Source organism: Pedobacter namyangjuensis (assembly GCF_003313325.1).
GTDB classification, from domain to species: Bacteria; Bacteroidota; Bacteroidia; order Sphingobacteriales; family Sphingobacteriaceae; genus Pedobacter; species Pedobacter namyangjuensis.
Genome location: NZ_QMHQ01000003.1, coordinates 478,762 through 494,605 on the forward strand (window position 1 = coordinate 478,762; position 15,844 = coordinate 494,605).

Below are 15,844 nucleotides of genomic sequence, written 5' to 3' on the forward strand. Positions count from 1 at the left end.
GTAATGGTTAAGTCGGCTTTCAACACCAAATCTTGATAATTACTGCCTGAAATAGTAGCCGTAACCTCTTCTACTCCAACATTGGTTAAGCTGTTGTTGGTATAAGTTACGCTCGTACCGCTTGGTAAGTTTCCAGTTATCGCTAGGAATTTTGCTGTTCCATCATAAACAAAACTGTTAGCGGTAAACGTGATGCCCGAAATTAATGCTTTGGTAATGGTTAAGTCGGCTTTCAACACCAAATCTTGATAATTACTGCCTGAAATAGTAGCCGTAACCTCTTCTACTCCAACATTGGTTAAGCTGTTGTTGGTATAAGTTACGCTCGTACCGCTTGGTAAGTTTCCAGTTATCGCTAGGAATTTTGCTGTTCCATCATAAACAAAACTGTTAGCGGTAAATGTGATGCCCGAAATTAATGCTTCGGTAATGATCAAGTCTGCGCTGAGTAACAAAGTCGTATATCCCGTACCAGACACTGTTGCTTTTACGTTTTGGTTCCCTACATCTATACGGCTGTTATCTAGATAATTTATAACAGCACCCGCAGGTAGTACGCCTGCGATTTCTAACGATTTTGCTGAACCATCATATACAAAACTATCATTTGACAATGAAATTCCTGAGAAGGTTAAGGTGGTAACCTCTAGGTTAAATGCCAAAAGATTTGTACTAGAAGTACCATCACTCACACTAATCACAATGCCAGTTGTAGTACCCACATTTGCATTAGTTGGTGTACCAGTTAATGCACCTGTTGCCGTATCAAAACTTGCCCATATCGGTTTATTGGTAATGCTGAAAGTCAGGACATCACTTACATCCACATCAGATGCTGTTGGAATGAAGCTATATGCGGCATCTTGATTGACACTAGTTGCTGGCGTACCACCGATTGTTGGCGCATCATTAACTGCCAAAATAGTAACAGTAGCTGATATACTCAAAACACTGGTATCAACACCACCGTTTGCTGTACCGCCATTATCTTGGATCGAAGTTAGCGTAACAACACGATTAGCAATACTAGGACTTAAACTCGTGTTGGCGTACTTGAAACCATTAATTATGGTTTGAGCGGTTGCTACATCAATTCCTCCAGCCTTGCTAATGGTAACAGTAGCCGTAGTGCCAACTATTGCTACATTAACTGACAATGCATTAGTCGCCGTTGTTGATATTCCATTCACTAGAGCCACAACTGTACCATCAATCGTCATTTGCTCACTATTGCCATTGCCTAAGTTCGTAACCGTAAATACTAGTGAATTAATTAGCTGTCCACTTTCTACTGTACTAATATTACTTCCACTAAACAGCGCAACCGCAGACCCACCTTCTGTAAAAGTTGGGGTTGCCCCTGTGGCAGTTAACGTAGGTGCATCATTTACAGCGATCACAACTACAGAAATATTAGCTGCAGCACTGGTACTATTGCCACCATCTCCATCGTTAACGGTTACCCTTATTGTACGAGTCGTAGTAGTAGGTTCCGTTATATTGGTATTGATATAAATTAGATTACGAATTAGGGCTTGAACGATTGCCGGAGTTGCAGCGCTATTTAGGGTAATTATCAAATCATTTGTACCAGTACCACCGGTAGCCGTACGTGTACCAATTAAAGTTCCGCCATAAGTAATATTCAGTCCTGATGTACCGATTTGCCCAGCAGCCGTACCTTGATTTCTGATAGAGAGTACATCCTCGGTATTAACCCGGTTGTTTACAATAGACACCGTAACATTGCCCCCATCAAAATCCATAGAATCTCCGTCGGTAACCGTTGCGTTAAACCCTGCATCCAGTAATGTATGAGTTGCATCTTCTAAAAATGAAACGCTATCACCATTTAGGTTAGTAATTACAGGAGCAGCGTTAAGAGGTGCTGTTAGTGTAAAATCATTGCCTGTGCCGCCAATATAACTGGCAGTTAATACCGTGCCATTTCCACCAGCAGTGAGGGTTGCGCCTTCAGGTAAACCACTAAAGGTACCCATAATTGCATCAGCAATATCGTTGGTAATAATCGTATAACTATCGCCCTGTCCCGCTGTGTAACCATGATTTACTACTAAGGTGCCCGCAAGGCTCACTATGCCGTTAACAACAACTTGATCATACCCTGTACCAGCGGTTGCTCCATTAATTTCCACAGCTAGGGTACTGCCAGAGTTCATTTGTAAATTGCCATTCACGGTAAACGCCCCCGTAGCATTACCAGGTGATAATGTTCCGCCACTGCTAATAACAAGATTGGTTACACTGCCTGAACCCCTAAGCGTAGCACCAGAGCTGACAGATACAGCCGAAGTACCGTTTAATGCACCGTTTACAGCTAAAGTACCAGCCGAAACAGTGGTACTACCCCCGTAATTGCTCGTTCCAGTTAAAGAAAGCTGCCCATTGCCAGCTTTAGTAAGACTACCGCTACCGCTGATCGCACCCGATAAGGTTGCCGCTGCAGTGTTACTGATAGTAGCGCCGTTGGTGAGAGCGATGCTGTTATCAATAGTGGTGGCACCGGTGATGCCAAACGTACTGTTGTTGATACTAAGCGTTCCCGATCCCAAATTATTATCGTTAGTCACACTTAAGGTACCGCCGCCAGAAACGGTAGTGCCACCAGTAAAGCTACCGCTGTTGCTACCCGACAGCGTTAAAGTCCCGCTGCCTGTTTTAGTAAAGCCACCACTACCGTTGAGTTGTCCAGATAAGGTGGTACTGGTGTTGTTACCGCCAGATGAAAGCGTGAAGCCATTTAAAGAAACATTTCCTGCGCCGGCTAATGAGCCCAAAGTCTCGCTTGCGTTTAAAGAGAGTGTAGCTCCACTTGAAACGATAACTGCACTGACATCACTAATTGCATTTTCACCACTGAGTGCTAAAGTACCGGCACTAACAGTGGTACTACCAGTATAGGTATTGCTGCCAGATAATGTGAATGTACCACTCCCAATTTTGGTAATGCCATTGCCTGTACCTGAAATGACACCAGAGAAAGTTGTACTGGCGTTATTACCACCCGTTGTAAGGTTGTAGCCCAGTACTACATTTCCATCGCCTAAAAGTGAACCTATAGTTTCGCTACCACCGCCCAAGGTTAAGGTGGCTCCGCTGGCTACTGATACGGCACTGCCGTCGCCAATAGATGAGCCGCCGGTTAAGGTCAATCCACCTGCTGATACGATAGTGTTACCGCTATAAGTATTGTTTGCCACTAAGGTTAATGTGGCAGCTCCAGTCTTGGTAAGGTTATGCGCACCGCTGATAACGCCATCTATGGTGGCATTAGCGGTACTACTGATCGTCGCTGCACCCATCAGCGCAATGGCGTTATCAATGGTAGTCGCACCGTTAATCGCCAGTGTTGTACCGGCGGCCAGGGTGATAGCACCAGAGCCGAGGTTGCTATCACTTGAAACACTGAGGATACCGGCATCAACATTGGTGGCTGCGTAGGTATTATCTCTTGCCAGCGTCAGTACACCTGCTCCGGCCTTGGTAAGGTTGTGACCACCGCTGATCACACCGTCGATGGTGGCATTGGCAGTGTTGCTGATGGCCGCTGCGCCCGTCAGCGTAATGCCGTTATCGATAGTGGTTGCACCCGTTACCGCCAGCGTAGTACCACCGGCTAGCGTAATCGGATTAAAACCAAGATGATTATCACTGGCGATAGACAGCGTACCTGCGGATACCATGGTATTCCCATAGGAGTTAGTGCCAGACAGGATCAGGGTGCCAGTGCCAGTTGAGACTAAATTGGTGCCACCGATGACACCCGACAGGCTGAGTGCCCCTGCCGAATTGATGCTGACAACGGTTGTCGACAAATTAATATTGCCACTCACTGTGGCTGCACCGGAGGCAAGTTGGAGCGCTCCGGACGCATTGTCACCAGCGCCACTCAGATTCAGTGCATCAGCGATGGTAATTCCATTAGCTACACGCAGACTGGCACCGCTGCTAACCGTCACGCCACCGCCAGTGGTACCCAACGCATTGTTGTGGGCGACAGTTAATACGCCCTGACCAACAGTAACTGAACCCGTATAAGTCGTGCTGGTACCGTTTAACACCAGAGTGCCGACCCCCAGTTTGGTGAACGACCCCGGGCCAGTCAGGACGGTCGTAAAAGTTGTCGTATCAGTCGCACCATTCGTGACAGTCAAGGCAACGCCCGGCGCGATAGCCAGTGATCCACCACTCAAGGTCACGCCGCTGGCGGAATTAAGGTTCAGGGTCAGATTCTCGTTCAGCGAGTTGGCAACAAAGGTCGATACCGTCTGATTTGCCAAACTGGGAGCGATCACAATAGTCTGGCTACCGGTGAGGTCTCCTGCTGCAATCGCTATGGCTTCGCTAAAACTCACACCATCAACAAGGTTGATGATTTGTGTATCGGTAGCGGTGGTCACGTAAATGAAATCGGTGGTCACGTTCACGTCGGCAGTGACATTCGAGTTGCCGTCGCTTAATGTGAAACGGATGGTGGCATCACCAGCAGGTGTATCATTGCGGTATTGGATACCTCGTACAACATCACGTACCAAAGTATTGGTGGCATTGGCATTAAAATTTATAGTAAGTACACCATTGGCATTAGTGAAAGTGGCAAAGGTAGTTGAGCCACCCGTTTGCAGGTTACCGCCACTAACGCTATAGCCTGATGCGTTAAAACCAAATATATCTGACACAAGCGGGGTATTTACACGCTGTAAAGTTAGACTGGCGCCGTTCCAGTTACTGGCATCGAAATCTGCATCAGTAACAGTCGCATTCCCACCAGCATCTAATGTTACTGTATTGCCCTCACCCGCCCAAGCCACACTGTCGTTGCTGAGGTTAGCAATGGTAGGCGCTGTGTTAATGGCAACGGTATGGGTTGAGCCACTGGTATAAGCCACCGGACCAGCATTACCTGCCGCATCGGCAATATCTGTAGAGGAAATAAGATTTACTTTAATCGTGCCGTTACCAATAATGCCACTCACAGTGACAGTAAAACTGGTACCGGATCCTGATAGACTGCTGATCGTACCATTAGCAGCACCAGTAATACCTAAGGCAAAATCATCGGTAGAAACGCCGGTCACCGATTCACTAAAGGTTACATTGAAATTCACACTGGTAGCAGCCGCAGTTGGACTACCGCCAACCACAATGCTGGATACCGAGGGTGCTACACCATCAATGACCAAGGCTTTATTGTTGCCCAATGAATTCGCAGCGCCTGGTGTGGCCAATGTTAGAATGGCATTGTTACCCACCGCATCACGAATAGTACCGCCGTTCAAAGCCAGGGCAGTGGTCGAAATATAATCTAAATCAGCACTGGCATCGCCAGCCTGTACGGTATAACTAAATGTCAGAGTAGAAGTACCACTTCCGCCAAAATAGTTAGCTATTCTATCGGTAGTACCAGTTTCTAAGGTTAAAGCGGGTGTGCCACCTCCCGTGTTTACGTTTACCGCTTCATTAAAATTAAGCTGTATGCTGATTGGATCACCTACTTTATAAGTACCGTTAACGGTGCTTGAATTTACTGAAGTAATTGTGGGTGGGGTAACATCCGCAACAAATGCACCCGTTGCGTTATACCCAATACCGCTGCTGGTACCTGTTAACAGAGAGCTATTAGTCTGACTATCGCTGACTGTAGTTCCGCTGGTTTCATTCAACTTCCAATAACCCAGCAAACCAGATTCGTTACCTATCAACTCGCTACTGCGATTATTTTGAATTTGAGTTGAAGTACGTACGCTACTCCACAAGCGTATGTCATCAATACTACCTACAAAATCATTAATAGAGCTATGATTTTGACGACCAAAAATCAGGTTAGTCACCGACAATGTAGCATAATCAGGAACACTAGTGTGCGCCCCCTGATCGAGAACATTGGTACCCTGTGCTACGCCATTGACATAAAAATCCCAAGTCCCGTTATCAAATACTACTGCAATGTGATACCAAGTTCCCGCACTTAAGGACAGCGCATTACTTTCCGTCAAGCAACCAAAATCACAGGACAAATCGACGGTTAGTTTACCTGAGTTCAATATGAGGCCACCAGCATCGGCACCGCCAGTGAAATCCACCAAATTAATGGTTCCACTTACACTGGTAAATTTCGCCCAAAACTCGAGTGTAAATGTCGTCCGGTTCGATAGCGCAGCAGCCGCATTAGTGAGCGTAACGTTATCGTTTGTTGTGAAATCAAAGGAACGATTTTGTGCATTTACATTAATTGAAGTCATCGCAAACAAACTGCCTACAATGAGTATTGTCCAAAAAGAATAGCGGACTCTAGCAATAGCCAAACCCATAGTGGACAGCAATATCCTTATCAAAAAAGTGAACACACAGATTGCAAATGCACGCAACTGTGCAATAAGAGTATGAGAAACGTTCATATGATGTTGTAATTAGCTTTGGTGTTTATTTTTTTAGTGAATTGAAATAGCCAAATTTTATCGCTTGCTGATTTTAATAAGAACCATGACAATAACATTAATGTGATGTAGAAAAATAAAGAAAACTTGTTCATGGTTAATTTAAATTTGTAAAGCGCTTTAAAAATGGAATCATTTTTTAGGCTAAGCTTGCTATTTGTCTTATGCCATTTTACTTTAGAGCCGAAATTAAGGTCTATAGTAAATTACTTATTGTTTTAGAGGGTGGACAAATAGGGGGACAAATACAATTAACTGAATTACAAATATTTACACATCATTTATCTACATGGATTTTTGCAAAAACTACAAAACCAAGCGTCATTAACAACATTTTCTCTGTAAAAAATAGTGTTTTTGCTTTTTTTAAGCAGATTTCGCACTGCTTTTATTAATTTGCAAGCAAGTTACCAAACCACATCTCTGCGGAGATTACCTATATGAAGTTGCTCCTGTTTTTGTTTTTGTTGTTACCTAGTTCCATTACCGCTCAAATAAGTTTGTCTGACGTTCAATCAGAAAAAACTGTTATTGAGCGATTGGCTAAACGTTATTCAAATATTAAGGATACTAATGAACTAAGCTTGGAGCTAAAAAAAGAGTTGTCAATACTAGATAATAAATCATCTATTATCTTAACTAACGTATTCACGGCTAATTTTACAGCAGACATTAAGGATGAGCTAAACTCTACAAGCGATAGTCTTTTTAAAGAGGCGCTCCAACAAACTAAGCAGGCAAACAGAGCAGATTTAGAGTTGTGGACGACAACACAATACGCATTTTACTTGTACACCTATAGAAAATATGAAGCATCTTTTCCGTTCTTCATATTTAGTATTCGTAACCTAGATAGAATTGATACGACACTTATTATTAGTCCCTGTGAAACCTACAAAAAAATAGGGTTCTTTTTAATGACCGTTGGTGATTACGAAACCGCAAACAACTACTTGTTGGCAGCCAAAAAATACGTTTCGCAAAACAGCAGCGAACTTGCCAGTATCTTAAATAATCTCGGGATGGTTAATTTAAAAACTAAAAAATTAGCAATCGCAGAGAAATATTTTAACGAAACTATAGCTGTAGCCACCGCAAGCAAAGATCAGCTCACTTACGCTAAAGCGTTGGGCAATATTGCCGAAATTAAGCTTGCACAAAAAAAACATAATGAAGCTATTAAACTTTTAAATAGCGATATTCTAATCTCCAAAAAACTAGATAATACTAAGAATACCATTTATGCAATGGTTTTATTAGGCAAAGTTTATTTAGCCCAAGGAAATATTTCCAAAGCAAATGAGCTACTGCATGAGGCTGAAACTTATGCGCAATCTAAAACCTATTTAAAAAGTTCAGATTACGAAATAAGCTCACTTATTTTACAAATAGCCAAACAGACAGGAAATACCAAAGAAGAGCTAAGTTCTAGAAGGAACTTGGAAGCATTAAAAGAAACACTTGCCGAAATGGATGGGCAAGATGTAATAGGCAAAGTACGTTGGGCAATGGAAAAGCAAAAACTCCAATTTGGCATTGAAGATGAAAAAGCTAAACGCGAACGCGAAACCTTTGCCAAGGTAATTGCATTAATTAGTTGCTTCCTACTTTTAGTAGTGATATTTTTTGTAGTTAAACGTTTCAGAACTAAAATTATAATAGAGAAAACGGAATACGACGAGAAAATATCAAAGTTAAGTTTGGACAAGGAAACTTCAGAGCAGAAATTAATTATAAACCATCAAACCTTACAATCTTACAAAACCTTCCTTATCGAAAAAAACGAACAGATTAAGGAACTTGAAGATGAAATTGCCAAGATAAAACAAACTTCCTCAGCTTATTCAGATAACTATCAGGGTAAAATACAAGAACTGTTGAATTCTCATTTAATGGATAGTGAATCTTGGACAGCTTTTAAAACCTCTTTTATTCAAAGTTATCCTCAATACTACCAACATCTTACAAAAAATTTCATCGGCTTAACAGATTCTCATCTTCGAATTATTTTTCTTTCGAAATTGGAAATGAGCAATATTGAAATAGCAAGAATACTCGGCTTAACCTTAGACGCTGTTAAAAAAGCAAAACATCGCTTACGGAAAAAATATAGTGAAGATTATGCCTCACTTTTTGGTTAAGGATAAGTAATTTATTCAACACAATAAATCCCCTGAACTAAATTAACTCAACGGATTTTAATCTAAATCTATAAATTATTTTAAACTCGTTACCTGAGCCTTTACATAATCAACTAATGCAATGATGTCCTTTTTTAGTGGATAAACGGTTAACACTTTCTGAAAATCTGCTGTTGCATTATTAAAAAGTGCCACACAAGCTGTTTTCTCCGGACCTTTTTTAATTTTATACGATTTAAAAATAGCGTAGTCTTTATAAGCTATACCCCTATTTTGTAAAATCTGCACTTCTTCTTCTCCGCTAAAACTTAGCGCCTTTGTAAAATCTTTTATAGCCGAAAGATAAAAGCTCTCCCTCATTTGGTTCAGCGATTCTTTAGGCGCATTCGCGATGTTAAGTCTGGCTTTTCCTCTGTAATAATATGCAGAAAAATCGTCTGGTTTCACGGTAATAAGTCTGCTATAGGCATCAATAGCACTTTCGTAATCTGCGCATTGAAAATAAGAATAACCCAACATCTTTAAAACTTTGGCGTTATTCGGATCACCTGAACTTGCCTTTTCTAATTGTGCTACCGCTCCCTTATAGTCACTTTTCATATATGCCTGGGTGCCCATCTTTTCAAAATTGCTCTGCGCAAAAGAAGCTGACGAAATAGAAACAGTAAAAAGGAATAAAAATGTGTTTTTTAGATAATTCATTTAAGCGTTCTTAATTAATTGAGTTTACAACGTGGCCTGGTTTAAGAATTGCAAATTAATTAAATATACAATTATTAATCGTTTGTAAATACTAAGTTAAACGCTAAATTAGTTTAATTATGATATCGACTAGCATTTTTTTTACTACTGACTTTTTAACAGTACCGCAAACCGTTTTCGCCTTTGGCACAAGAGTTGAATTTATATCCCTTAACACATAATTAATACTTTTTTAAGGCAATGCTGTCATATTGTCTTTTACATATATTTAAAGAAGCCACTTAATGAGTATACAAGATCAATTTGATTTTAGCCAAGCCCTACCAATAATAAACGAAGACACCGAGTTTTTTCCGTTAATGTCTCAGCAGGACGAAGACGATATGAACAACGAGGAAACACCAGAAATATTAGCAATTTTACCGCTTAGAAATACTGTACTGTTTCCGGGTGTTGTTATTCCAATTACTGTTGGCAGAGATAAATCTATTAAACTGATAAAAGAAGCCTACAAAGGCGATAAGATTATTGGGGTAGTTTCTCAACGTGACGTTTCTGTGGAAGATCCGACTTTTGAGGAGCTGAATAACGTGGGAACTGTTGCGCACATTATAAAAATGCTACAGATGCCAGATGGAAACACAACTGTTATTATCCAGGGTAAGCAACGATTTCAGTTGGTTTCTGAAGTTCAATCTGAACCTTACATTAAAGTTGTTATTGCCAAGTTTCACGAAGCAAAACACCGTGCCGACAAGGAATTTAAGACGCTTGTGGCGTCAATTAAAGAAATGTCTTCGCAAATTATACAGCTTTCGCCAAACATACCTAGCGAGGCCGGTATCGCCCTTAAAAATATCGAAAGCACTTCGTTTTTGATAAACTTCATCTCATCTAACATGAATGCAGATGTGGCCGACAAACAGAAAATGCTTGAAATGCCTAACTTGCGTAAACGTGCTGAGATGGTTATGGAATTGCTTACGTCTGAACTACAAATGTTGGAGCTTAAAAACCAAATCCAATCTAAAGTTCGTACTGATTTAGACAAGCAACAACGCGATTATTTCCTAAATGCACAGTTAAAGACCATTCAAGAAGAATTAGGTGGCAACTCTACAGATTTAGAATATGAAGCATTACGTACTCGTGCCAAAAAGAAAAAATGGGAGAAACCTGTTGCAGATCATTTTAGCAAAGAGTTAGAAAAATTAGGCAGAATGAATCCTCAAGCGCCAGATTATTCTATACAAATGAATTATCTGGAACTTTTGCTAGACCTTCCTTGGAACGATTTCACTAAAGATAATTTCGATTTAAAAAGAGCACAAAAAGTTTTAGATAAAGATCATTTCGGCTTAGAAAAAGTTAAACAACGTATTATTGAGTATTTAGCCGTATTAAAATTAAAACGCGATATGAAGGCGCCAATTTTATGTTTAGTTGGCCCTCCAGGAGTTGGTAAAACATCGTTGGGAAAATCTATTGCAAAAGCTATAAATCGTAAATATGTACGTATTGCTCTAGGTGGTGTTAGAGATGAGGCAGAGGTTCGTGGACATAGAAAAACATACATCGGTGCAATGCCTGGAAGAATTATACAGTCTATTAAAAAAGCTGGCGCTGCAAACCCTGTTTTTGTATTAGATGAAATTGACAAAGTAGGTTCTGATTTTAGAGGAGATCCTTCATCAGCTTTGCTTGAAGTTTTAGACCCCGAGCAAAACAATGCATTTAACGACCATTATGTGGAGGCAGATTATGATCTTTCTAACGTTTTGTTTATCGCTACAGCAAATTCATTAAGTACAATACAGCCTGCACTTTTAGATCGTATGGAGATTATCGAAGTTAATGGCTACACTATTGAGGAGAAAATCGAGATTGCAAAAAAATACCTTTTGCCTAAACAAAAAGAGCAACATGGGCTAAAAGCTAATGCAATTAACGTTAAAAATGCTCTTATAGAAAAAGTAATTGAAGATTACACACGTGAAAGTGGTGTGCGTGGTTTAGAGAAAAAAATAGGTTCTTTAGTTCGTGGTATTGCTACAAAAATTGCAATGGAAGAAGAATACGAACCAAATTTAACCAATGCTGACGTTGAACGTATTTTAGGTGCCCCTATTTTTGATAAAGATGCTTACGAAGGCAATGAAGTTGCAGGTGTTGTTACCGGGTTGGCCTGGACTTCGGTAGGTGGTGATATTTTGTTTATTGAAGCTAGCTTAAGCCCAGGAAAGGGTAAATTAACTTTAACGGGTAATTTGGGCGATGTGATGAAAGAATCTGCAGTTATCGCATTAGCTTATTTAAGAGCGCATTCTGCTCTATTCGGTATAGAAAATGAGCTTTTTGATAATTTCGATATACATGTTCATGTTCCAGCAGGTGCTACACCTAAAGATGGTCCTTCGGCGGGTATTACCATGTTAACCGCTTTAACTTCGGCATTTACTCAACGTAAGGTAAAATCGAATTTAGCAATGACAGGTGAAATTACGTTACGCGGAAAAGTACTCCCAGTAGGTGGAATTAAAGAGAAAATTTTAGCTGCAAAACGTGCTAATATTAAAGAAATTATTCTTTGTAAATCAAACCAAAAAGACATCCTTGAAATTAAAGAGGATTACATTAAAGACCTAAAATTTCATTACGTTACAGAGATGCGTGAAGTAATTGATTTGGCTTTAACTAAAGATAAAGTAAAAAATGCGCAGGATTTAAGCTATAAAAAACCAGTTTTAACAGCTTAGTATGCGCATTAAAGGTTTTCTTCTATTCTTATTGCTTTTAACGGGATTTGGCGCATTTGCACAATCTTTTAAAAACGAATTTGGCTTTAAAAGCGAAAACGATGCTTATTTATTTTACGGACAAGACCGTTACTATACTAACGGCTTGTTCATTTATTTTAGGCATGCTGTTGACGAGCAAAAGTTGAAAAAATTAGAAAAACTTACCTACGAAATTTCTGCGGGACAAAAAATGTATAATCCGGTTTCTGGCTTTAGTCCAGACCCGGCTAAACAAGACAGACCCTTTGCAGGCTATCTTTATGCTGGCGGAAACGTGAGCTTATTTTATAAAAATGAAAGCGTTTTAAAAACAGGCTTAGAAGTAGGTGTTGTTGGTCCGGCTGCATTGGGAAAAGAAGCACAGCAGCTATTACATGATTTGGTTGGATTTTACGAAATAGAAGGATGGCAGTATCAGATAAAAAACCAGTTTGCCGTAAATTTAAATGCACAATACACGCAGTTACTTCATCGCTCTGCGGCAAAAACCGTAGATTTTTCTTTTGACGGTTATGCAAATTTAGGCACTACATTTTCTGGCGCTGGAGCAGGGATTTTATTTAGAGCAGGAAACATCAATCATTTATTTAATTCGGCATCAACAAACGCTATAATTTCTAACAATAGTAAAGTTGAAAAAATTGCCAAAAACGAATTGTTTTTTTACGCTAAACCGCAGTTAAACTTTGTGGCTTATGATGCTACCGTACAAGGCAGTTTATTTGATGATGATAGTCCGATAACGTTTAAAACTAAGCCATTAGTATTTGCGCAACAATTAGGTTTTAATTATAGCACGCCGCGTTTCACATTTGATTATAGCATTATTTTCAAGTCCAAAGAAATTAAAAGTTCAGCCAAAGCGCACCAGTATGGTGCAATAAGCATGTTTTATAGGTTTAATTAAATTGCAAATTACTCTAAACTAGCTACTTAACTAGTCAAACATTGGCTTCTTTCTATTTTCTTTCTTTGTAGATATCACCGCTTTATCATCGAGCCTTTTTTTAATTACACCTTTAGGTATTTTTGTAGGCTTTCTTTTTTTCTGCACTTGTAAACATTTAGCCAGCAAATCTGATAGTTTTATAACGGTACGCTGTTTGTTCATCAACTGGCTCCTATCCTCTTGCGAAACAATATGCAAATTCCCTTCACTGTCTAACCTATTTTCTAGTCGCTCTGCTAATAAAGCTTTTTCTTCATCAGTAAATAGCAGAGAACTTTGAGGATTAAAAACAAGCTCAACCTTGCTAGAAACCTTATTTACATTCTGCCCTCCTTTTCCTCCGCTTCGCGATGTTTTAAAAACACACTCCTTAATTAGCTCTTCTTTAGACGGTATCATGTTGCAAAAATAAACAAATACTAATTCAAAGTATTATCTTTGTGTTCTATGAGAAAAAACCTAGTTGTTGCAATAGATGGCTACTCATCTTGCGGAAAAAGTACATTGGCGAAAGCTTTGGCTAAGAAATTGGGTTTTATCTACATTGACAGCGGTGCCATGTACCGTGCGGTAACGCTTTATTTTTTGCGCAACAAAGTTGATGTTACCAATGAAGATGCCGTAAAAGATGCCTTACAGCATATCGAACTAAATTTTCATTCTCGCGATTATGAATCTCACATTCTGTTAAATGGCGAGGAAGTTTCTGAAGAAATTAGACAAATGCCAGTTTCGGAGCTGGTAAGCGAAATATCTGCTATAAAGCTTGTTCGAAAAGATATGGTGAAGCAGCAACAACGCATGGGCAAATCTAAAAATATTGTAATGGACGGTAGAGATATTGGCACTGCAGTTTTTGAAGATGCACAAGTAAAGTTTTTTATGACAGCAGATCCGAAAATTAGAGCAGAACGAAGACACAAGGAATTGATCTCTAAGGGTGACGACAAGACTACACTAGAAGAAGTGTTTGAAAACCTAGCACATCGCGATTATGCTGATACAACAAGAAAAGAAAGTCCGCTTACACGTGCCGACGATGCCATTATACTAGACAACACCAACTTAACGCAAGCTGAGCAACTACAGTTTGCTGTCGAAAAAGTAAATCCTTTTTTAGAGAGCCAAGCTCAAATTTCTATTTTTTAAGAGCAGGTTTTAAATAATTTGCTACTTTAGGTTCATATAAACAGAAATATGAAGCTCATTACCCTAAAATCTATTGCCGTTGCTACCCTATTATTTCTCGGCACAAATGCTAATGCACAAAAAAAAGGCTGGATAAATCTTTTTAACGGAAAAGACTTAAAAGATTGGACCGTAAAAATATCAAAACACGAAGTTGGCGACAATTTTGCCAATACTTTTAGAGTTGAGGATGGGAAAATGAAGGTAAGCTATGACGGCTATGATAATTTTGACAACCAATTTGGGCATATATTTTACAACAAACCATTTTCTTACTATTTACTAAAGGTTGAATACCGTTTTGTTGGCGAGCAAGCTAAAGGAGGCGAAGCTTGGGCAACTAGAAATAGTGGCGCAATGTTACACGGACAGGATCCTAAAACAATGTTAAAAGATCAAGATTTTCCGATTTCAATAGAAGCACAACTTTTAGGTGGAGATGGAAAAGCCGATCGCCCGACAGGAAATGTTTGTACACCGGGAACAACTATTGAGTTGGACAACAAACTATTTACTACACATTGTTTAAACTCAACATCTAAAACCTATCATGGCGAACAATGGGTTACGGCAGAGTTTTTAGTACTCGGCGATTCAGTAATTAAGCACATCGTAAATAAAGACACGGTTCTGGTTTACACCAAACCAAAAATTGGTGGTGGCAATGTCACAAACTTCGACCCTAAAGTAAAAAAAGATGGACAACCATTAACTGCTGGTTATATCTCTTTGCAGAGCGAAAGCCATCCGATAGAGTTTAAATCGGTACAGCTTTTTGATTTGCAACCTTACGCTACCGACAAAAAGAAATTAGATAAAATATTGGAGAAATTAAAGGACTAGTAACTTAAAATGAATAACTTAGAATTAATTTAATTCATTAAAAATGCTCAAACAAAAGTTAACGCTCTCACTCCTACTTTTAAATTTAAATTTTGCTTTTTCTCAAACAGGGAATTCAAATGATATAGCAAATGATGGGAACATTACAACAATAGTTGTAGCGGTAATTTTAACTGCTATTGCCACATCTGCCGGACAATATGCAGTTGTATTCTGGATTAGAAAAAAAGAGAAAAAACTAAAACATAAACGTCAGCTAAAATTATTGATTAGTGAGATTGAAGATTTAATGCGCCATTGCTATATCAATCTTGCAATTTTGAAAATTATAGATTTAGAAAAAGGCAAACCATCAGATTTACATTTTGAAAAGATGAAAATCATAACCGATTCTTCGATCTTATTTTCTACAGACACCTTTACTTTTATCAGCAGTAAATATACAAAACACATAAATCGGTTACGATTAAACATTAGAAACATCAATTTAGAAATAGATAAGATACTTAGCTATATTCACAAAGATGATTTCGATTCGAAAAAACTAGGCGATTATATCAATTATCTCATCAAAAAATTCGAACTTTCTTTAGATCGAAATTTACCTGAGCGAATAGCCACATTGAAGAAGGCTAAAATTGATGTCGTTAAAAAAGAAGCTAAGGATATTCACGAAAAAGATCTTGAGAGTGTGGTAAACATAATTTTATACGATTAGCTTTCTGGAAAGTTTATTTCCAATCAACACACAATTAAATTAAATTT

Annotated in this window: 9 protein-coding genes and 1 pseudogene; 6 read left to right on the forward strand and 4 right to left on the reverse strand. The window is 39.3% G+C overall.

Going from position 1 to position 15,844, the window contains the following annotated elements; genetic code table 11:
* The coding region (locus DUT69_RS13905) for a beta strand repeat-containing protein (RefSeq protein ID WP_240186724.1) at window positions 1-5,777 on the reverse strand (5,777 nt) is incomplete at its 3' end.
* A 24-nt stretch (window positions 5,778-5,801) separates the two neighbouring features.
* Window positions 5,802-6,419 (reverse strand): annotated as a pseudogene (locus DUT69_RS19580) (LamG domain-containing protein); the annotation flags it as partial.
* 479 nt (window positions 6,420-6,898) lie between these two features.
* On the opposite strand from DUT69_RS19580, the gene DUT69_RS13915 reads away from it, so the two are divergent.
* Window positions 6,899-8,599: a tetratricopeptide repeat protein gene (locus DUT69_RS13915; RefSeq protein WP_113653851.1), complete on the forward strand. Its 1,701-nt coding sequence runs from the start codon at window positions 6,899-6,901 to the stop codon at window positions 8,597-8,599.
* Between the two features lie 75 nt (window positions 8,600-8,674).
* Here DUT69_RS13915 and DUT69_RS13920 read toward each other — a convergent pair whose 3' ends face one another.
* The gene (locus DUT69_RS13920; protein ID WP_113653852.1) at window positions 8,675-9,301 is read right to left on the reverse strand and encodes a tetratricopeptide repeat protein; all 627 of its coding nucleotides are present in this window, start codon (window positions 9,299-9,301) and stop codon (window positions 8,675-8,677) included.
* A gap of 284 nt (window positions 9,302-9,585) precedes the next feature.
* Here DUT69_RS13920 and lon point away from each other — a divergent pair, with 284 nt between their 5' ends.
* On the forward strand, window positions 9,586-12,057 hold the full coding sequence (lon, locus tag DUT69_RS13925; RefSeq protein ID WP_113653853.1) for an endopeptidase La: 2,472 nt from the start codon (window positions 9,586-9,588) through the stop codon (window positions 12,055-12,057).
* Window position 12,058: 1 nt separating this feature from the next.
* Window positions 12,059-13,006 carry a lipid A deacylase LpxR family protein gene (locus DUT69_RS13930; protein WP_113653854.1) on the forward strand — a complete coding sequence of 316 codons (948 nt, stop codon included), beginning with the start codon at window positions 12,059-12,061 and terminating at the stop codon, window positions 13,004-13,006.
* Window positions 13,007-13,036: 30 nt separating this feature from the next.
* Here DUT69_RS13930 and arfB read toward each other — a convergent pair whose 3' ends face one another.
* Window positions 13,037-13,447 carry an alternative ribosome rescue aminoacyl-tRNA hydrolase ArfB gene (gene arfB / locus DUT69_RS13935; RefSeq protein ID WP_113653855.1) on the reverse strand — a complete coding sequence of 137 codons (411 nt, stop codon included), beginning with the start codon at window positions 13,445-13,447 and terminating at the stop codon, window positions 13,037-13,039.
* 48 nt (window positions 13,448-13,495) lie between these two features.
* Between arfB and cmk the strand changes: the two genes are divergently transcribed.
* Genes cmk through DUT69_RS13950 form a run of 3 tightly spaced genes read left to right on the forward strand, consistent with a single transcriptional unit; the run spans window position 13,496 to window position 15,797 of the window.
* Window positions 13,496-14,197, forward strand: coding sequence for a (d)CMP kinase (gene cmk, locus DUT69_RS13940; RefSeq protein ID WP_113653856.1), 702 nt, complete (start codon window positions 13,496-13,498; stop codon window positions 14,195-14,197).
* 48 nt (window positions 14,198-14,245) lie between these two features.
* Complete coding sequence (locus DUT69_RS13945) at window positions 14,246-15,079, forward strand: 3-keto-disaccharide hydrolase (protein WP_113653857.1); 834 nt, start codon at window positions 14,246-14,248, stop codon at window positions 15,077-15,079.
* 43 nt (window positions 15,080-15,122) lie between these two features.
* A complete protein-coding gene (locus tag DUT69_RS13950) occupies window positions 15,123-15,797 on the forward strand; it encodes a hypothetical protein (protein ID WP_113653858.1) in 675 nt (224 codons plus the stop codon).
* Window positions 15,798-15,844: the final 47 nt, after the last annotated feature.

Bases quoted from the DNA above. Each gene is read 5' to 3' on its own strand.
- DUT69_RS13945 (WP_113653857.1), top strand. From the start codon at position 14,246: ATGAAGCTCATTACCCTAAAATCTATTGCCGTTGCTACCCTATTATTT.
- DUT69_RS13950 (WP_113653858.1), top strand. From the start codon at position 15,123: ATGCTCAAACAAAAGTTAACGCTCTCACTCCTACTTTTAAATTTAAAT.
- DUT69_RS13930 (WP_113653854.1), top strand. From the start codon at position 12,059: ATGCGCATTAAAGGTTTTCTTCTATTCTTATTGCTTTTAACGGGATTT.
- DUT69_RS13915 (WP_113653851.1), top strand. From the start codon at position 6,899: ATGAAGTTGCTCCTGTTTTTGTTTTTGTTGTTACCTAGTTCCATTACC.
- arfB (WP_113653855.1), bottom strand. From the start codon at position 13,447: ATGATACCGTCTAAAGAAGAGCTAATTAAGGAGTGTGTTTTTAAAACA.
- lon (WP_113653853.1), top strand. From the start codon at position 9,586: ATGAGTATACAAGATCAATTTGATTTTAGCCAAGCCCTACCAATAATA.
- DUT69_RS13920 (WP_113653852.1), bottom strand. From the start codon at position 9,301: ATGAATTATCTAAAAAACACATTTTTATTCCTTTTTACTGTTTCTATT.
- cmk (WP_113653856.1), top strand. From the start codon at position 13,496: ATGAGAAAAAACCTAGTTGTTGCAATAGATGGCTACTCATCTTGCGGA.